The sequence below is a fragment of the Streptomyces sp. MBT53 genome (assembly GCF_016654115.1).
Classification (GTDB): Bacteria; Actinomycetota; Actinomycetes; order Streptomycetales; family Streptomycetaceae; genus Streptomyces.
The window spans coordinates 1-19,103 of record NZ_JAEQAZ010000081.1; the positions used below are offsets into that span (position 1 = coordinate 1).

14 protein-coding genes, 2 pseudogenes and 1 riboswitch are annotated in these 19,103 nt (G+C 72.0%); of the genes and pseudogenes, 12 read left to right on the top strand and 4 right to left on the bottom strand.

The features are described 5' to 3' along the window. Positions 1-89 precede the first annotated feature (89 nt). The 10 genes and pseudogenes from JHN45_RS53220 to JHN45_RS27080 all read left to right on the top strand — a co-directional run. Positions 90-251, top strand: a pseudogene (locus tag JHN45_RS53220) (universal stress protein); the annotation flags it as partial. Between the two features lie 214 nt (positions 252-465). Further along, a pseudogene (locus JHN45_RS53225) lies at positions 466-720 on the top strand (SAV_915 family protein); the annotation flags it as partial. A 12-nt stretch (positions 721-732) separates the two neighbouring features. Further along, the gene (gene lysA, locus JHN45_RS27045) at positions 733-2,070 is read left to right on the top strand and encodes a diaminopimelate decarboxylase (protein WP_201050985.1); all 1,338 of its coding nucleotides are present in this window, start codon (positions 733-735) and stop codon (positions 2,068-2,070) included. 95 nt (positions 2,071-2,165) lie between these two features. Then, a complete protein-coding gene (locus tag JHN45_RS27050; protein ID WP_200713992.1) occupies positions 2,166-3,971 on the top strand; it encodes a methylmalonyl-CoA mutase family protein in 1,806 nt (601 codons plus the stop codon). Next, positions 3,971-6,160 (top strand): methylmalonyl-CoA mutase, encoded by a 2,190-nt coding sequence (gene scpA, locus JHN45_RS27055; protein WP_201050986.1) that lies wholly within the window; start codon positions 3,971-3,973, stop codon positions 6,158-6,160. The genes JHN45_RS27050 and scpA overlap by 1 nt, the downstream gene beginning before the upstream one ends. Beyond that, positions 6,157-7,140, top strand: coding sequence for a methylmalonyl Co-A mutase-associated GTPase MeaB (gene meaB / locus JHN45_RS27060; RefSeq protein WP_201050987.1), 984 nt, complete (start codon positions 6,157-6,159; stop codon positions 7,138-7,140). Before scpA ends, meaB begins: the two co-directional genes overlap by 4 nt. A 25-nt stretch (positions 7,141-7,165) precedes the next feature. Next, positions 7,166-7,693, top strand: a complete 528-nt coding sequence (locus JHN45_RS27065; protein WP_201050988.1) for a hypothetical protein — start codon at positions 7,166-7,168, stop codon at positions 7,691-7,693. A 1-nt stretch (position 7,694) separates the two neighbouring features. After that, positions 7,695-7,920, top strand: a riboswitch (cobalamin riboswitch). 149 nt (positions 7,921-8,069) lie between these two features. After that, positions 8,070-10,388, top strand: a complete 2,319-nt coding sequence (metE, locus tag JHN45_RS27070) for a 5-methyltetrahydropteroyltriglutamate--homocysteine S-methyltransferase (RefSeq protein ID WP_201050989.1) — start codon at positions 8,070-8,072, stop codon at positions 10,386-10,388. Between the two features lie 112 nt (positions 10,389-10,500). Beyond that, a complete protein-coding gene (locus JHN45_RS27075) occupies positions 10,501-11,076 on the top strand; it encodes a histidine phosphatase family protein (protein WP_201050990.1) in 576 nt (191 codons plus the stop codon). Between the two features lie 218 nt (positions 11,077-11,294). Then, on the top strand, positions 11,295-12,029 hold the full coding sequence (locus JHN45_RS27080; protein ID WP_200714005.1) for a polysaccharide deacetylase family protein: 735 nt from the start codon (positions 11,295-11,297) through the stop codon (positions 12,027-12,029). An 18-nt stretch (positions 12,030-12,047) separates the two neighbouring features. On the opposite strand, the gene JHN45_RS27085 is transcribed toward JHN45_RS27080, so the two are convergent. Both JHN45_RS27085 and JHN45_RS27090 read right to left on the bottom strand, forming a co-directional pair. Next, positions 12,048-13,262 (bottom strand): cytochrome P450, encoded by a 1,215-nt coding sequence (locus JHN45_RS27085; protein ID WP_201050991.1) that lies wholly within the window; start codon positions 13,260-13,262, stop codon positions 12,048-12,050. Between the two features lie 121 nt (positions 13,263-13,383). After that, the gene (locus JHN45_RS27090; protein ID WP_201050992.1) at positions 13,384-14,397 is read right to left on the bottom strand and encodes a DUF2278 family protein; all 1,014 of its coding nucleotides are present in this window, start codon (positions 14,395-14,397) and stop codon (positions 13,384-13,386) included. Positions 14,398-14,511: 114 nt separating this feature from the next. Between JHN45_RS27090 and JHN45_RS27095 the strand changes: the two genes are divergently transcribed. Beyond that, positions 14,512-14,952: an SRPBCC family protein gene (locus tag JHN45_RS27095; protein WP_200713984.1), complete on the top strand. Its 441-nt coding sequence runs from the start codon at positions 14,512-14,514 to the stop codon at positions 14,950-14,952. 30 nt (positions 14,953-14,982) lie between these two features. On the opposite strand, the gene JHN45_RS27100 is transcribed toward JHN45_RS27095, so the two are convergent. After that, positions 14,983-15,624 (bottom strand): LysE family translocator, encoded by a 642-nt coding sequence (locus JHN45_RS27100; protein WP_200713983.1) that lies wholly within the window; start codon positions 15,622-15,624, stop codon positions 14,983-14,985. 146 nt (positions 15,625-15,770) lie between these two features. On the opposite strand from JHN45_RS27100, the gene JHN45_RS27105 reads away from it, so the two are divergent. Next, a complete protein-coding gene (locus tag JHN45_RS27105; RefSeq protein WP_201050993.1) occupies positions 15,771-17,921 on the top strand; it encodes a PQQ-binding-like beta-propeller repeat protein in 2,151 nt (716 codons plus the stop codon). 10 nt (positions 17,922-17,931) lie between these two features. Here JHN45_RS27105 and JHN45_RS27110 read toward each other — a convergent pair whose 3' ends face one another. Further along, the gene (locus JHN45_RS27110; protein ID WP_201050994.1) at positions 17,932-19,083 is read right to left on the bottom strand and encodes an XdhC/CoxI family protein; all 1,152 of its coding nucleotides are present in this window, start codon (positions 19,081-19,083) and stop codon (positions 17,932-17,934) included. Positions 19,084-19,103: the final 20 nt, after the last annotated feature.

Here is a 19,103-nt window from a genome sequence, read left to right on the forward strand (position 1 = left end):
CCGCCCGGCGGTGAACTCGCCCACGGGCGCTCGCCGGCGTCTCGGCGGAGGTCTGCCAACGGCAGCGCCAAGACGCCGGCGAGCGACTCCTGGCCGCCGTCGACGCGGCCTTCGGCGAGACGGGTCCCGGGGTCCCGTTCCAGGGGCTGGTCGTGCGGGGTACGGCGGGCCGCGCGCTGGTGGAGACCGCCGACCGGTCCGACGACCTTCTGGTGATCGGCGCGGGTCCCCGGGGCGCGCTCCGCGGCCTGTTCCCGTCCGTCACGCGGTACTGCGTCGCGCATGCCGGCTGTCCGGTCCTGACGGTGCCGCCCTCGCCACTGGAGGGCGAGCTGGCCGCCCTGCACCGGCGGATCGCCCTGCGGCGGGCGGTCGACGCCCGCGAGCTGACGGACCTGTACGGCCCGGTTCTTCCGCACCCCGCCGGGCGGCCGGACAGCCGTCGGCTTCACCTCGGCGGCGCGGCTCGCCGCCACCCTCGGCCCCGAGCAGGCCGCCATCAGGCTCTCCGAACCCGCGCTGCGCGCCCTCGCCGCGCCGCTGGGCGTCACCGCCCTCACCGTCGACCCCTCGCTCTCCGCCCCGGCGACCGACCGCACCGCGGCCACCGTCCGCGAGCGCGAGAACTCGTGGCGCCGCCGGCACCCCCAGCACATCGGTGCCCTGCGGGTGACCGGCGCAGCCGCCGCCGTCGCCTGTCTGAACCTGCTGATCGGCTGAGGAGACCCGCCCATGTCCATCCTGGACGCCCCCGCTGTCCAGGTCGCCGACACCGACGACCTGTCCGTCTGGCCCCGCTCCACCCGCCCCGTCCCCGGCGGGGACCTGACCGTCGGCGGTGTCTCGCTCGCCGAGGCCGCCGACCGCTTCGGCACTCCCGTCTACGTCCTCGACGAGCAGGAGATCCGTGAGCGCTGCCGCGCGTACCGCACGGCGTTCCCGGAGGCCGAAGTCGTCTACGCGGCAAAGGCGTTCCTGTGCCGGGCGATGGCCCACTGGGTGGAGGAGGAGGGGCTCGGCCTCGACGTGTGCTCGGCGGGCGAGCTGGCCCTCGCCGTCACGACCGGGTTCCCGCCGGAGCGGATCGTGCTGCACGGCAACGCCAAGAGCCCGGAGGATCTGAGCACCGCGCTGCGGCTCGGGGTCGGCCGGATCGTCGTCGACAGCGCCTCGGAGATCGCCCGGCTGGCCGCGCTCACCCCCGCCGGGAGCAGGCAGAAGGTCATGGTGCGGGTGGTGCCCGGCGTGGCGGCCGGCGTGCACGTCAAGGTGCGCACCGGCACCGACGACCAGAAGTTCGGCCTGTCGATCACGGACGGTTCCGCGCAGCACGCCGTCACCCGGATCCTCGACCAGCCGCACCTCGAACTCGTGGGCCTGCACTGCCACATCGGCTCGCAGATCACCACGCCGAAGCCGTACGTCGCCGCGGTGCGCCGCATGGTCGGGCTGTTGGCCCGCATCCGGGACCAACACGGCGTCGCCCTCCCGCAGTTGGACATCGGCGGCGGGCACGGCATCGCCTACCGCCCCAGCGAGGAGGAGTTGAACATCGCTGTCCTCGCCGGGCGGGTCCGCACCGAACTGGAGGACGGCTGTGCCCGCGGCGGGCTGCCCGTGCCCCGGCTCACCCTCGAACCCGGGCGGGCGATCGTCGGCCCCGCCGGAGTCGTCGTGTACCGGGTGCTCGCGGTCAAGCGCACCGGCGACCGTACGTTCGTCGCGGTCGACGGCGGGATGAGCGACAACCCGCGGCCCGCGCTGTACGGCGTGCGGTACGCGCCCCGGTTGATCGGCCGCCCGGCCTCCGCGCCGCCGCGCCCGGTCACGGTCGTGGGCCGGCACTGCGAGGCGGGCGACGTCCTCGCCGACGAGGTGGCGCTGCCCGGCGACGTACGCCCCGGCGACCTCCTCGCCGTACCGGCGGCCGGTGCCTATCACCTGTCGATGGCGTCGGGTTACAACCTCGTCGGCCGGCCGCCGGTCGTCGCGGTGGCCGACGGCATCGCGCGCGTCCTGGTCCGCCGCGAGTCGCTGGAGGACATGAGCCGACGGGACGTCGGGCTGTAGTCACGGGCCGCCGAGTGGTCTAGACCGCGAAGGGAGGTCAAGGTCACAGCCGCGTCCTCTGCTGCTCACCTGCACGTTTGCCCTAGCATCCGAGCATGACGGTCCTGCCTGACGACGGGCTCTCGCTGGCCGCCGAGTTCCCTGACGCGACCCATGAGCAGTGGCAACGCCTGGTGGAAGGCGTACTGCGCAAGTCGGGCAAGGAAGTCTCGGGTACGGCGGCGGAAGACGCTCTGTCCACCTCGTTGGAGGACGGGCTTCTCGCCCGTCCCCTGTACACCGCGGACGACTCCGCACCCGAGCCCGGGCTCCCCGGTTTCGCCCCGTTCGTACGGGGCGGCCGGGCCGAGGGCAACACCCTCGGCGGCTGGGACGTACGCCAGCGGCACACCACCGCCGACAACTCCGCGGTCCTCGGCGACCTGGAGAACGGCGTCACCTCGCTGTGGCTGACCGTGGGCGAGCGCGGCATCCCGGTCGCCTCGCTCGGCAGCACCCTCGACGGTGTCTTTCTCGACCTGGCACCCGTCGTCCTCGACGCCGGGCCCGAAGTCGCGTCCGCCGCAGCCGAGTTGCTACGGCTGTACGAGGAGCGCGGCATCGACCCTCAGGCGGTGCGCGGCAACCTGGGCGCCGACCCGCTGGGCTTCGCGGCCCGCACCGGAGCGGACCCCTTCGACTTCGCGCCGGTCGCCGCGCTGGCCCGGCGCTGCGCCGAGGAATACCCGGGGCTGCGCGCGCTGACCGTGGACGCGCTGCCGTACCACGAGGCCGGCTGTTCGGCGGCGCAGGAGCTGGGCGCCTCACTGGCGACCGGTGTCGCCTGTCTCCGCGAGCTGACGGAAGCCGGGCTCAGCGTCGAACAGGCCGTCGCCCAGCTGGAGTTCAGGTACGCGGCGACCGCCGACCAGTTCCTGACCATCGCCAAGTTGCGCGCGGCGCGCAGGCTTTGGGCCCGGGTCGCCGAGGTGTGCGGGGCTCCCGGCGGGCAGGTGCAGCACGCGGTGACCTCGCCAGTGATGATGTCCCGGCGTGACCCGTGGGTGAACATGCTGCGCACGACCATCGCGACGCTGGCCGCCGGGGTGGGCGGTGCCGAGTCCGTCACCGTGCTGCCCTTCGACCACGCGCTGGGCCTGCCGGACGCGTTCGCGCGCCGGATCGCCCGCAACACCTCGACGATCCTGGTCGAGGAGTCGCATCTGTCCCGGGTGATCGACCCGGCGGGCGGCTCCTGGTACGTGGAGCGGCTCACGGACGAACTCGCGCACGCGGGCTGGGAGTTCTTCCAGCACATCGAACAACAGGGCGGCCAGGCAGCCGTATTGAGCTCCGGCAGCCTCCGCGACGACCTCGCCACCACCTGGGCGGCCCGCAGCGCGAAGCTCGCCAAGCGCCGCGAACCCATCACCGGCGTCAGCGAGTTCCCGAACCTCGCCGAACGCCTCCCGGAGCGCGCACCCGCCCCCGCCGAACCCTCCGGTGGACTGCCGCGCGTGCGCCGCGACGAGGCCTACGAAGCCCTGCGCGCCCGCTCCGACGCCCACCTCGCGGCGACCGGCTCCCGGCCACGCATCTTCCTGGCCGCGCTCGGCCCGGCCGCCGCGCACACCGCACGGCTCACCTTCGCGTCGAACCTGTTCCAGGCGGGCGGCATCGAGCCCGTCACCGAGGGCGCCTTCGCGGACAGCGGGGCCACCGAGGCCTGCCTGTGCTCGAGCGACGCGCTGTACGAGGAGCAAGCGGCCACGGTCGCCGGGGAGTTGAGGTCGGCCGGTGCCGGGCACGTGTTCCTCGCGGGCCGTCCCGCCGAGTACCCCGGTGTCGACGCCCATGTCTTCGCGGGCTGCGACGCCGTGGCCGTACTGTCCGCCACCCTCGACCGCATGGGAGTGTCCTGATGGCAGCGAGCGGGCGCATTCCCGACTTCTCCGGGATCGAGCTGGGGGTCCCGGCCGCCGAAGCCGGTGCCGACGAGTGGCGTGACGCCGTCAAGAAGGCGGCGGGCGGCGACGACCTCCTCTGGGAGACCCCGGAGGGCATCGCGGTCAAGCCGTTGTACACCGGGCAGGATCTGGAGGGCCTGGACTTCCTGGCCACCTACCCGGGCGTCGCGCCGTATCTGCGCGGCCCGTACCCGACGATGTACGTCAACCAGCCCTGGACGATCCGTCAGTACGCGGGCTTCTCCACGGCCGAGGAGTCCAACGCCTTCTACCGGCGCAATCTGGCGGCCGGTCAGAAGGGCCTGTCGGTCGCCTTCGACCTGCCCACGCACCGGGGTTACGACAGCGACCACCCGCGCGTGACCGGTGACGTCGGCATGGCGGGCGTGGCGATCGACTCGATCTACGACATGCGCCAACTCTTCGACGGCATCCCCCTCGACAAGATGACCGTGTCGATGACGATGAACGGCGCGGTGCTGCCCGTGCTCGCGCTCTACATCGTGGCGGCGGAGGAACAGGGCGTACCGCCCGAGAAGTTGGCCGGGACCATCCAGAACGACATCCTCAAGGAGTTCATGGTCCGCAACACCTACATCTATCCGCCGAAGCCGTCGATGCGGATCATCTCCGACATCTTCGCGTACACCTCGCAGCGGATGCCCCGCTACAACTCGATCTCCATCTCCGGCTACCACATCCAAGAAGCGGGCGCGACGGCCGACCTGGAGCTGGCGTACACCCTCGCGGACGGGGTCGAGTACATCCGGGCGGGCCGGGAGGCGGGGATGGACGTGGACGCGTTCGCGCCCCGGCTGTCCTTCTTCTGGGCGATCGGCATGAACTTCTTCATGGAGATCGCGAAGCTGCGGGCGGCCCGCCTGCTGTGGGCCAAGCTGGTCAAGCAGTTCGACCCGCAGAACGCCAAGTCCCTCTCCCTGCGCACCCATTCGCAGACCTCGGGCTGGTCGCTGACCGCGCAGGACGTGTTCAACAACGTGACGCGTACGGCCGTGGAGGCCATGGCCGCCACGCAGGGTCACACGCAGTCGCTGCACACCAACGCCCTCGACGAGGCGCTCGCGCTGCCCACCGACTTCTCGGCCCGCATCGCCCGCAACACCCAGCTCCTCATCCAGCAGGAGTCCGGCACCACCCGGGTCATCGACCCGTGGGGCGGCAGCGCGTACGTCGAGAAGCTCACGTACGACCTCGCGCGCCGGGCCTGGCAGCACATCGAGGAGGTCGAGGCGGCGGGCGGCATGGCCAAGGCCATCGACGCGGGCATCCCCAAGCTGCGCATCGAGGAGGCGGCGGCCCGCACCCAGGCCCGCATCGACTCCGGGCGCCAGCCGGTCATCGGCGTCAACAAGTACCGGGTGGAGACCGACGAGCAGATCGACGTCCTCAAGGTCGACAACTCCTCCGTCCGCACCCAACAGATCGAGAAACTACGGCGGTTGCGCGCCGAGCGCGACGAACAGGCCACCCAGGACGCGCTGCACGCCCTGACCCGCGCGGCCGACGAAGGCACCGGCAACCTCCTTGAGCTGGCGGTGAACGCGGCCCGCGCGAAGGCCACGGTCGGTGAGATCTCCGACGCGCTGGAGAAGGTGTACGGGCGGCACGCGAGCCAGATCCGTACGATCTCCGGTGTGTACCGCACCGAAGCCGGCGAGTCCCCGTCCGTCGAGCGCACCCGCGCCCTCGTGGCCGAGTTCGAGGAGGCCGAGGGCCGCCGCCCGCGCATCCTGGTCGCCAAGATGGGCCAGGACGGCCACGACCGTGGCCAGAAGGTGATCGCCACCGCCTTCGCCGACCTGGGCTTCGACGTCGACGTCGGCCCGCTCTTCCAGACCCCCGGCGAGGTGGCCCGCCAGGCCGTCGAGGCGGACGTGCACGTCGTCGGGGTGTCCTCGCTGGCGGCCGGACACCTCACCCTCGTACCGGCGTTGAAGGAGTCCCTCGCCGAGGAGGGCCGCGAGGACATCATGATCGTGGTCGGCGGGGTGATCCCGCCGCAGGACGTGCCCACGCTGCTTGAGATGGGCGCGGCGGCCGTGTTCCCGCCCGGGACGGTGATCCCGGACGCGGCCTACAACCTGGTCGAGCGGCTGGCCACCGACCTCGGGCACACCCCGTGATCGATGTCGACACCTATGTGAAGGGCGTACTCGACGGCAAGCGGGCCCTGGTGGCCCGCGCCATCACCCTCGTCGAGTCGACCAAGCCCCAACACCGCGCCATGGCACAGGAGTTGCTGACCGAGCTGCTGCCGCACAGCGGCAAGGCCCGGCGCATCGGCGTCAGCGGTGTGCCGGGCGTCGGCAAGTCGACGTTCATCGACGCGTTCGGCACGCTGCTCACCTCGCTCGGTTTCCGGGTCGCGGTGCTGGCCGTCGACCCGTCCTCCACCCGGACCGGCGGGTCGATCCTCGGCGACAAGACCCGCATGGAGCGCCTGGCCGTCGACCCGGCGGCCTTCGTCCGCCCCTCCCCCACCGCCGGCACGCTCGGTGGCGTCGCGAAGGCGACCCGGGAGTCGATCGTCGTCATGGAGGCGGCGGGCTACGACGTCGTCCTCGTGGAGACGGTCGGCGTCGGCCAGTCGGAGACCGCGGTCGCCAACATGGTCGACTCCTTCCTCCTGTTGACGCTGGCCCGCACCGGCGACCAGTTGCAGGGCATCAAGAAGGGCGTCCTGGAGCTGGCGGACGTCATCGCCGTCAACAAGGCGGACGGCCCGCACGAGCGCGACGCGCGCGGCGCGGCAAGGGAGTTGGCGGGCGCGCTGCGTCTGATGCACCCCGTCGACGCGGCCTGGACCCCGCCGGTGCTGAGTTGCAGCGCCCGCGAGGGCACGGGCCTGGACACGGTCTGGGAGCGCCTGGAACAGCACCGGTCGCTCCTCGACTCCACCGGCCGCCTCGCCGCCAAACGCCGCGAGCAGCAGGTGGATTGGACATGGACGATGGTCCGCGACGAGCTGCTGGGCAGGCTGCACGCGGATCCGGCGGTACGCTCACTGGCCCCGGACCTCGAACGGCTGGTGCGGGAGGGCGAGTTGACGGCGACCCTGGCCGCCGAACAGATCCTGCGGGCTTTCGGATCCCGGCTCAGCTGACCCAGCGCCACCGGAGGTCGTCCGAATGACTCCCGCACGGTTGCTCGCCGTTGCTCCGCTGGTGCTGGCGCTTCTCGCCGTGTCCGGCTGCTCCTCCACCTGGGGCTGCTCCGACACCACCGCGAAACGCGGCAAGGCCGCTGTCAGGGTGCGGGTCGAGGACATCTACGGACAGCATCTCGACGCCTCCGCAGAGATCGTCGACTGGCGCCTTGAGCCCCACCCGCAGCGGCCCTCCGACGGTGACCAGGTCCACTTCCACTTCCGGTTCTACGACGCCGACGAGTTCAACGGCCCCGCTCTGGACGTCTGCGCGGTCGACAAGAAACGCGTGGCCCTGCTGTACGAGACGGTCTATTCAGCCGAGGCGTTCGGGCCGAACGGCGACCCCACGGGCGACAGTTGGCTCGCCGTCGAGCACCCCGCGCAGGTCGCCGAAGTGCTGTTGATCCCCAATGACCAGCACTACCAGACAAGAACCTGCGCGCAGGACGGCAAGGACGGCGGCGGTCCGCATCCTCCCGAGCCGGCCACCCTGGGGGACCAGCTGTAATACGCTGGCTGACGCAGCTGGTTCGCCCCGTCCGCCAGGCGGGATGCGTCGCAAGAGGGAACCCGGTGAGATTCCGGGACTGCCCCGCAGCGGTGAGCGAGAACGACCGCCGTCATACGCACTGGGTCCACGACAGGATCTGGGAAGCGACGGCCAGTAGGTGTCCTCCGGTTCGACGGAGGGCGTGCCCGCGAGTCCGAAGACCTGCCAACTGCCCGTGCGCGAAGCATTCGTGCGCGGGATCCCGGTGACCTCGTGGGCGGGTCGGCGTACATATCGGCGGGCACGGCGACCGTGCGTCCGTCCGGTCTGACGTTCCTTCGCGCTCGCGTCCCGTCCCGGGATCTCAGGGAGACAGCTCGCGAAGGAGAGTTCCGTGACAGCGAAGTCCGCAGCCGCGGCAGCACGGGCCACCGTGTACGGCTACCCCCGTCAGGGACAGGGCCGGGAACTGAAGAAGGCCGTCGAGGGCTACTGGAAGGGCCGTGTCGACGCCGACGCCCTCCGGGCCACCGCGGCCGAACTGCGCCGCGCCAACTGGCGGCAGCTGGCCGAGGCCGGCATCCACGAAGTGCCGACCGGCGACTTCTCGTACTACGACCATGTCCTGGACACCAGCGTCATGGTCGGCGCGATCCCCGCCCGCCACCGTGCCGCCGTCGAACTCGACGCGCTGGACGGGTACTTCGCGATGGCGCGCGGCACGCAGGACGTGGCGCCGCTGGAGATGACGAAGTGGTTCGACACCAACTACCACTACCTGGTGGCCGAGTTGGGGCCGGACACGGTCTTCACCGCCGACTCCGGCAAGCAGGTCGGCGAGTTGAAGGAGGCCCTCGCGCTGGGCCTCACGGCGCGCCCGGTGCTCGTCGGCCCGGTCACCTATCTGCTGCTTGCCAAGCCCGCGCCCGGAGTCGCCGCGGACTTCGATCCGCTGACGCTCCTTGACCGGCTGCTGCCCGTGTACGCCGAGGTGCTGGCGGATCTGCGCGCGGCGGGCGCGGAGTGGGCGCAACTCGACGAGCCCGCGCTCGTCCAGGACCGGACTCCGGCCGAACTGAACGCCGCCGAGCGTGCCTACCGTGATCTCGGCGCGCTCGCCGACCGCCCGAAGCTGCTGGTCGCCTCCTACTTCGACCGGCTCGGCGACGCGTTGCCGGTGCTGGCGAAGGCTCCGGTGGAGGGGCTGGCGCTCGACTTCACCGAGTCCGCCGCCGCCAACCTGGACGCGCTGGCCGCGGTGGGCGGGCTGCCCGGGAAGCGGCTGGTGGCCGGGGTGGTCGACGGCCGCAACATCTGGGTCAACGACCTCACCAAGTCCCTTGCCACACTGGGCACGTTGCTCGGTCTCGCCGACCGGGTCGACGTGGCCGCCTCCTGCTCGCTGCTGCACGTCCCGCTCGACGCAGCCGCCGAGCGGGACATCGAGCCGCAGATCCTGCGCTGGCTCGCGTTCGCGCGGCAGAAGACCCGCGAGATCGTCACCCTCGCCAAGGGCCTGGCCCAGGGCACCGACACGATCTCCGCCCAACTGGCCGCGAACCGGGCCGACCTGGCCTCCCGCGCGGGCTCCCCGATCACCCGGGACCCCGCCGTACGGGCCCGTACGGCAGCCGTCACGGAGGCCGACGCCCGGCGCTCGCAGCCGTACGGCGAGCGGACCACCGCCCAGCGGGCGCGGCTCGGTCTGCCGCTGCTGCCGACCACCACGATCGGCTCGTTCCCGCAGACCGCCGAACTGCGCACCGCCCGCGCCGACTTGAGGGCGAGCCGGATCGACACGGCCGGATACGAGGAGCGCATCAGGGCGGAGATCGGCGAGGTGATCTCCTTCCAGGAGAAGACCGGCCTCGACGTCCTGGTGCACGGCGAGCCCGAACGCAACGACATGGTCCAGTACTTCGCCGAGCAGCTGACGGGCTACCTCGCCACGCAGCACGGCTGGGTCCAGTCCTACGGCACCCGGTACGTCCGTCCGCCGATCCTGGCCGGCGACATCTCCCGCCCCGAGCCGATGACGGTCCGCTGGACGACGTACGCCCAGACCCTCACCTCACGGCCGGTGAAGGGCATGCTCACCGGGCCGGTCACCATGCTCGCCTGGTCGTTCGTCCGTGACGACCAGCCGCTCGGCGACACCGCACGGCAGGTCGCGCTCGCCCTGCGCGACGAGGTGAACGACCTTGAGGCGGCCGGGACTTCGGTCATGCAGGTCGACGAGCCGGCGCTGCGCGAGACGCTTCCGCTGCGGGCGGCGGACCGGGCGACGTATCTCGCCTGGGCGACGGAGGCGTTCCGCCTCACCACCGCAGGGGTCCGGCCGGACACCCAGATCCACACCCATATGTGCTACGCCGAGTTCGGCGACATCGTGCAGGCCATCGACGATCTCGACGCGGACGTCATCAGTCTGGAAGCGGCCCGTTCGCACATGCAGGTGGCGCGTGAGCTGGCCGGGCACGGCTATCCGCGTGAGGCGGGGCCCGGCGTGTACGACATCCACTCGCCGCGCGTGCCGGGCGCCGACGAGGCAGCGGCCCTGCTGCGCAAGGGACTTGAGGCCATTCCGCCGGAGCGGCTGTGGGTCAATCCCGACTGCGGGCTGAAGACCCGCGGCTGGTCGGAGACCCGCGCTTCGCTGGAGAACCTGGTCGCGGCGGCCCGTACGGTCCGTGAGGAACTCGTGGGTTCCTGACGCGAGGAGCGAACGGGGCGGGGTCGGCCGGGGCACCCTCCCGGCCGACCCCGCCCCTCAGTACGGGGGGGACGATGTCCGTACACCCCGTCCGGAGAAGTGGAGCAAGCGAGTGACCAGCCGCATCACCCTGATCTCACCGGCGTTGAACCGGTCCCTTCGGGAGGCCCGGTTCGACGACGGCAGCCCGCTCGACCCGAGCGGCAGGGCCCGCGCCGAGTCCGCCGGTTCGCTCGGGGCGGCCGACCGGGTGCTGGTCTCCCCCACCGCGCGCTGCCGGGAGACGGCGTCCGCGCTCGGTCTCGCGGCCGTGCCGGAGCCTGAGTTGGCGGGGCTCGACATGGGCCGCTGGCGGGGTCTGACCCTCGACGAGGTGATGGCACGGGAGCCGGACGCGGTGCTGTCCTGGCTGTCGGACCCGGACGCGGCGCCCCACGGCGGGGAGTCGGTGCGGGCGCTGTGCGAGCGGGCGGCCGGGTGGCTGGAGGCGGCGGCGACCTTCGAGGGCAGGACCCTCGCGGTCGTGGAACAGGAACTTGTGCGGGCCCTCGCGGTCACGGTCCTCGACGCACCGGGGCCCGCCTTCTGGCGACTCGACGTGCCCCCGCTGTCCGCGACCGACCTCAGCGGACAGTCCGGGCGATGGAACCTGCGGCTCGGGCGGGAGTTGGGGTCCGAGGGCCGCTGAGCGCTCCGCTGGATCCGCGGTTCCCTTTCCGCGGGCCGGCGGGGGCTGGTCGCGCAGTTCCCCGCGCCCCTTACGGGACGCTCTTCCGCGCCGGTCCACCCCAGCCCACCCGACTATACATACCGTATATACTCCGCATGTATAGTCTGGACATGCCATCTCTGAGCTCTCTGCGTAAGAAGAGGAAAAGAACGCGGGCCGGGTTGCGTGCCGTCGGCATGTTCGTGGCGGTCGTCTCGCTGGGCCTCGCGTCGAGCGGGTGCACCAAGCTCGACACGACCTCGCCCGCCGCCGCCCGCACCCACGCCGTGTCGGCGACCGCGCAGGCCCGGTTCGGGACGGTCGACTGCCGGGAGGCCAAGTGCATCGCGCTGACCTTCGACGCCGGGCCGAGCGAGCACTCGGCGCGGCTGCTCGACATCCTGAAGGAGAAACAGGTCCCGGCGACCTTCTTCCTGCTCGGCAAGCGGCACATCGAGAAGTACCCGGAGCTGGTCAAGCGCATGGCCGCCGAGGGGCACGAGGTCGCCAGCCACACCTGGGACCACAAGATCCTGACCCGGATCACGCCCGCGCAGATACGCGGCGAACTGGAACGCACGGACGACGCGATAGAGCGGATCACCGGGAAGAAGCCGACGCTGATGCGTCCGCCGCAGGGCCGCACCGACGACACCGTGCACAAGATCTGCCGTGAGCTGGGCCTCTCGGAGGTCCTGTGGAGCGTGACCGCCAAGGACTACGCGACCACCGACTCCGCGCTCATCACCAAGCGTGTCCTCGCCCAGGCCACCCGGGACGGGATCATCCTGCTGCACGACCTGTACCAGGGCACCGTGCCCGCCGTCCCCGGCATCATCGACGCGTTGAAGGCACGCGGGTACGTGTTCGTGACCGTGCCGCAGCTGCTGGCGCCCGGGAAGGCGGAGCCGGGGAAGGTGTACCGCCCCTGAGTCGCCCAGGGGCCGCACTCACCAGGTCAGGTGCAGGGCGTACGGGGAACGGTGGATCATCGTGGGCCGCATGGTGACCGGACGGTCCTCAGCGAGCCGCAGACCGGGCAGCCGACGGGTCAACTCCTCCAGGGTGAGCCGGAGTTGCTCCCGGGCGAGCTGGGAGCCCGGGCAGCCGTGCACGCCGAGGCCGAAGGCGAGGTGGCGGGCGACCGGGGAGCGGGTGATGTCGAAGGTGTCGGCGCGCTGATGGCGCCGCTCGTCCCGGTTGGCCGCGCCGAAGGCGATGAACAGCGTTGCCCCGGCGGGGAGTTCGGTACCGGCGAGGACGACCGGCCGGGTGGTGATCCTGCGGAAGCCCTGCAGTGCGGTGTCGTAGCGGGCCGCCTCCTCGATCGCCGCGGGGATGCGCTCGGGCTCGGCGCACAGCAGCTCCCACTGGCGCGGGTGGCGGAGCAGATGCAGGACGGTCGTACCGATCAGCGCGGTGGTGGTGAGGTGTCCGGCGATCAGCAAGTTCTGGAGATCGGCGACCAGTTGGTGCCGATGGTCCAGGGTGAGCGGGCCCTCGACGACGGAGGCGACCAGCTCCGAGCAGAGGTCCTCGCGGGGTTGGTCGTAGCGCTCGCGTGCGTATCGGTCGAGGGTGTGCTGCATCGCGACGACGTCCTGGGCCGCGGCGACCTGCTCGTCCTCCTCCAGGGGACGGAACAGCAACTCCTCGGCGCGGTGGCCGCCGTGGACGACTCCGGGCACGTCGGCGGGTTCGAGGCCGACGATCCGGCCGATCACCTCGCCGGGGAGCCTGCGGGCGTACGCCGACATCAGGTCGACCTGCCCGTCCCCGGCGAAGGCGTCGACGAGGGCGGCGGCGCGCTCGGCGGCGTAGGGCAGGACGGCCGTGACGCGGGCCGGGGAGAGGCCGCGGACGATGGGCGCGCGCAGGCGCTGGTGCTCCGAGCCGTCCGCGGTCACGACGACCGGCCGCCCGCCGAAGCCGCCGCCGAGGACGGCGAGCGCGGCGGGCGACGGCAGCACGTCGGGCCGTAGCGCGACCGCCGAGGAGAACTCCTCGGGGCGGCGCAGGACTTCGCGGACGTCGGCGTCCCGGGCGACGAGCCAGGCGTCGAGTTCGGCGACGTGGGTGAGGCCCGCGGTCCCCCGGGCCCGGGTGTAGTACGGGTACGGGTCGCGCTGCAACTCGTCGAGCCTGCCGTGCAGTTCGCGGTCCACGGGACACCCTCCGGCCGGTGGTGCGGTGCGGGTCGGGCTCATGGTGCCGTACGCGCACGCGGTGCGGAAGGGAGCGTCCGGACAGCGTCGGAACACCACGGCAGGAAGGTTTCCCGCAGCGTCAGAACACCACCGTCCAGCCTTCCCGCGCGGCCTGGTCGGCGGTGTACGAGACGCCGTGCACCTTCAGGTCGCCCGCGTCGAGGAGGGTGATCTCGCCGCCCTTGTTGCCGAGTTGGACGCCGTCCGTGAGCGGGACGAGGAGCGGGGCGCCGGCGGCGAGCGGGCCGGGGGCCGGTACCGCGCAGGAGTTGCCCAGCCGGTCCCGGACGTGCCAGCCGGTCAGGTCGACGGGATCGGGCGAGGCGTTGAGGAGCGTGACGCTCTCCGACTCGGGTGCCGGGCCACGGGGGTTGACCAGGGCCGCGACGATCCGGACCGGCTGCCCGCCGGGCTCGTTGCGGTTGCCGTCGGTGCCCTCCAGGGTGTGGCCGGTGGTGTCGTCGGTGTGCCAGGACTGGCTCTGGAAGGCGAGGAAGATGGCCACCCAGCGCGACTGCGCCGGGAAGTGGATCAGGATGCCGCCGTCCTGCCAGACGCCGTCGTCGCCGCTGAAGCGGCGGCTGTTGCCCTGGTTCATGTGGATGTCGTGGACGCCGTTGCCGGGCAGGAACCCGAACACCTTGTCCTTGACGGTCGGTTCGGGGCCGAAGCGCTCGCCGAAGACGTACAGCCGGGCGTCCGGGTCGTCGACCGCGCGTCGTACGTAGTGGTCGAGGAGGTCGGCGAGGTCGTTGTCGGGACCGCTCGCGTCCGGCGGGAGCGTGCGCAGCTGGGCCGGGTCGAAGAGGTTGCCGCGCACGAAGTCGAGGTTCGGGCCGCCGGGTCCGGGCAGCAGGGTGTTCCAACCGCTGGGCAGGCCCTCCAGGCGGGCGGTGACCGGGTGTTGGAAGTCCTCGCCGACGAGGTAGAGCAGTTGGGAGGGCTGCTCGGCGGACAGGACGTTGACGGCGGCGCGGTAGTGCGTGCCCGCGTCGTCCGTGAGGTGGATCTGATAGTGCGGTGTACCGGCGGCACCCTCGCGCCGGGTGTCCACCGCGCGCGTGATCAATACGCCGTAGGCCTTCAGTGGCATGACGACCGACTCCCCCAGTGGTGTACGTCTGCGTGCCCATGAACGGCTGGGCCAAGGGTGTGAGCCCCCCGACGAAAGTACCGCCGACCGCGATGCGTTCTCTACGATCCCTGCATGGTCAACTTCCGTCTCGAACGCACGGCACCGCTCCCCCTGGAGGAGGCGTGGCGCCGGTTGACGGAGTGGCCGCGCCATGCCGAGGTGGTCCCGCTGACCCGGGTCACCGTGCTCACCCCGCCGCCGACCGGTGAGGGCACGGTGTTCGTGGCCCGCTCCGGCCTCGGCCCGCTCGCCTTCGACGACCGGATGGAGGTCACCGTGTGGCACCCCCCGACGGACGACGAGCCGGGTCTCGTACGGCTGGAGAAGCGGGGGCGGGTGGTGCTCGGCTGGGCGGAGATCGAGGTGCGGCCGGGGCCCGGGGGCCGCAGCCGGGTCGTCTGGCAGGAGGAGCTGCGGGTGCGGTTCCTGCCCCGGCTCTTCGACGGGCCGCTGCGGTGGGCGGCGCGGTCGATGTTCGGGCGGGCGGTGAACGGGCTGCTCAGGCGGCCGTAGCGAAGTCCTGTGGGGTGACTCCTTACGACGTCAGTCCTTGCGGCCCGTCACCGCCACCGTCACGCCCAGGCCGATCATCGTGAGGCCGCCCGCGCCGCCGACCGCGGAGAGGCGGCGGGGTGAGCGGGCGAACCAGTCGCGGGCGGTCGCGGCGACCAGGCCCCACAGGCTGTCGGAGAGCACGGCGATGAGGTTGAAGACGAGGCCGAGCAGCAGCATCTGGGCCGTCACATGGCCCTGTTCGCGGTCCACGAACTGGGGCAGTACGGCGGCGAAGAACACGATCGTCTTGGGGTTGGCGACGCCGACGGCGAAGCCCTCCCAGAGGGTGCGCAGGCCACTGTGCGGGGGCGCGTCCTCGCCGGTGAACGCGGCCCGCAGCGAACCACGTTGGCGCCAGGCCTTCACGCCGAGGTAGATCAGGTAGGCGGCGCCGGCGAGCTTGAGGGTCGTGAAGACGAGGACCGAGCGTTCCACCAGCGAGCCAACGCCGAGGGCGACCGCCACGACGAGGAGGTAGGCGCCGAGCGTGTTGCCCAGCACGGTGGTCAGCGCGGCGCGGCGGCCGTGGGCCAGCGCCCGGCCGATCACGAACAGCACGCTGGGGCCGGGCACCACGATCAGCAGGAAGGACAGGGCCGCGAAGGCGAGCAGTCGGTCGGTGGACACCATGTGCCCATGGAAGGTGGGACCGCCCCGGGCTCGCAACCCATTTCCCGCTCCCCCGGCGGCAGTGTCCGGTGACAGGTGCGCACGCTTTAGTGTGATGGTGCCGAACGGCCTTTGTGGGAACGGGAATCAGGGAAGGTGACCGGCCGATGTCGCTTCACCGTGGGGATGCGGAGTCCGTGGGCGGCTACGTGCTGGGGGACCGGCTCGGCAGCGGCGGGATGGGCGTCGTGTATCTCGGGCGGTCGGCCTCGGGGCGGCAGGTCGCGGTCAAGGTCGTGCACGCGCAGTACGCGCAGGACGAGGAGTTCCGGGCCCGGTTCCGGCAGGAGATCGCCGCCGCCCGCCGGGTGAGCGGCGCCTTCACCGCACCCGTCGTGGACGCCGACCCCGATGCCGAGGTCCCGTGGATGGCGACGCTGTACGTGCCGGGCCGTACGCTCGCCGAAGTCGTCGAGAAGGACGGCCCGTTGGGCGGCCGGGCGCTGCGCACCCTGGCGCTCGGTCTCGTCGAGGCGCTGCGGGACATCCACCAGGCGGGCGTCGTGCACCGGGACTTGAAGCCGAGCAATGTGCTGCTCGCCGAGGACGGCCCCCGGGTCATCGACTTCGGGATCTCGCGGGCCGCCGACAACCAGACCCTCACCATGACGGGACGGCTGATCGGCACTCCGCCGTTCATGTCCCCGGAGCAGTTCGCGGCGCCCCGGGACGTCACCGCCGCCTCCGACGTCTTCTCGCTGGGCTCCCTGCTGGTGTACGCGGCCACCGGCAACCGGCCCTTCGACGGTGCCAGCCCGTACTTGACAGGCTATCAAGTCATGCACGAGCAGCCCCGGTTGGACGGTGTGCCGGAGCCGTTGCGGACCATCGCCGAGCGCTGTCTCGACAAGGAGGCGCGGGCCCGTCCCCGACTCACCGAACTCCAGGGCATGTTGCTGAACCTGCCCGAGTCCACCACGGTGGCGGACCTGCCGGGAGCGGCGCGCCCTGGCCCCGGCACTCCCGCGACCGTGCGGGACGGTGGACGACGCCCGCGTCGAGTACGGCGGCTCGTCATCACGCTCGCCACCGCGGTCGCCGTCGTCGCGCTCGGTCTCACGACCCTGCATCGGATGTCGGACGGCAAGAACAGCGACACGGGCGCGAGCACGTCCGCCGCGTCCTCGGCCGCCGTGGCCCTGCCCGCCGGCTGGCGGCCGTGGCAGGCGAGTCTGCTCACGGCCAAGACGGGCGATCCCCTCGACGAGCTGGAGTCGGGCTGTGTGGCGGGCGGCGGCGCGCTCGTCTACTGCGCCGGCACCGGCTTCACGGTCACCGCGCTCGACGCCGCCTCCGGCCGGGTCACCTGGCGGTCGGGCACCAGTCCGGAGACCTCGCGTCCCGTCGGCGTCCAGGACGGCCGCGTCTTCACCTACGTGAAGCCGGACTCGACCCAGACCTTCGTCACCCGGCGGCTGGTCGCCCTGGACGCGAAGACCGGTACCCAGCTGTGGGAGCACCCGGTCAGCGAGGACCGGAACGCCGTCCTGTTCGACGGCGGAATCCTGGCGATGGACGAGAACGCGACGAAGTTCGTCGCCTACGACACGTCGGGCGACCGACTGTGGACCGCGCCGGCGAAGTCGACGGCGGGGGACGCCTGCACCCCGGCCGTGCTGGACGGCGCGCCCTACGGCCTGTGCACACCGGCGGACGATCCCACCAAGGGCGGGGTCACCCTGCTGCATCTGAACCCGGCGGACGGCACGTCCAAGGAGATCGCCCAACTGCCCGTGGGGGCCGAGCCGTTGGGTGTGGTCGACGAGCGGTTGGTGTTCGCGGTGCCGAAGCTGGCCGAGGGTTCCTTCGGCAGCGGCGAGGACCAGCAGTACACGACTCTGGAGGAGGTGGACCCCGCCGACGGTGGCCGGCGGATCCCGCTGCCGGGCGCGGCGCGCGGCACACCCACCCTCCTCAAGGGCGTCATCTATTTCGTCCGCCCGAACGGTACGGTCACCGCCGTGCGCGCGAGCGACGGCAAGCAACTGTGGCAGCGGGCGACGGAGATCGAGAACCTGTCGGCGCCGGTGCTCTCTACAAGGTCCAACACCCTTTACTTCGCCAACCGGTTCGGCCGGCTGCTGGCCCTGAACGCGCGCACCGGCACGGTCCGCTGGCGCACTTCGGCGCTCCAGAACCCCGGTGACTCCACGGACGACACCGTCCCGTACGCCCTGCTCGTCAGGGACGCCCTGGTGGCGGTGGCGGGCGACACGGCGTTCTCCGTGCGGACGGACCGGCCCGTACTGCCGCGCTGACAGCGGGAGTTCAGGCCACCGAACCGATCCGCCGGGCGGGCAGCGAGGTCGCGTCGTGGTGGATCGGGGTGTGCGCGCCGGTGAGTGAGATCCCGCTGCCGCCACGTCTGTTGGCGACGATCTCGGAGGCGATCGACAGGGCCGTCTCCTCCGGTGTCCGGGCGCCGAGGTCGAGGCCGATCGGGGACCGCAGGCGCGCCAACTCCAGTTCCGTGACGCCGACTTCGCGCAGCCGCTCGTTGCGGTCGAGGTGGGTGCGGCGGGAGCCCATCGCGCCGACGTACGCCACGGGGAGGCGCAGGGCGAGTTGCAGCAGCGGTACGTCGAACTTGGCGTCGTGGGTGAGGACGCACAGGACGGTACGGGCGTCGACGTCCGTGCGGTCGAGGTACTTGTGGGGCCACTCGACGACGATCTCGTCGGCCTCGGGGAAGCGGGCCCTGGTGGCGAAGACGGGGCGGGCGTCGCACACCGTCACCCGGTAGCCGAGGAACTTGCCGATGCGGACCAGCGCGGAGGCGAAGTCGATCGCGCCGAACACGATCATCCGGGGCGGCGGCACCGAGGACTCGACCAGGACGGTGAGCGGGGCGCCGCAGCGGGAGCCCTGCTCGCCGATCTCGACGGTGCCGGTGCGGCCTGCGTCCAGCTGGGCGGTGGCCTCGGCGGCGACCGTGCGGTCCAGTTCGGGGTGGGCGCCGAAGCCGCCGTCGTAGGAGCCGTCGGGGCGGACGACAAGTGCGCGGCCCCGCAGGTGGGTCGGGCCCGAGACGATCCGGGCCAGTGCCGCCGCCCCACCGCTCGTCGCGGTCGAGAGGGCGGCGGTGATCACCGGGCGGGCGGGGTCGCCGGCCCGTACCGGTGTCACGAGGATGTCGATGACTCCGCCGCAGGTGAGACCCACGGCGAAGGCGTCCTCGTCGCTGTAGCCGAAGCGCTCCAGGACGGTTTCGCCGTCGGTGAGGGCCTGTTGGCACAGGTCGTAGACCGCGCCTTCCACGCAGCCCCCGGAGACCGAGCCGATCGCCATGCCGTCGGCGTCCACCGCGAGGGCGGCGCCCGGCTGGCGGGGTGCGCTGCCGCCGACGGCCACCACGGTGGCTACGGCGAAGTCGCGGCCCTGCTCGACCCACCGGTGCAGCTCTTCGGCGATGTCCAGCATCTCGGTCTCCTGACGGGGTT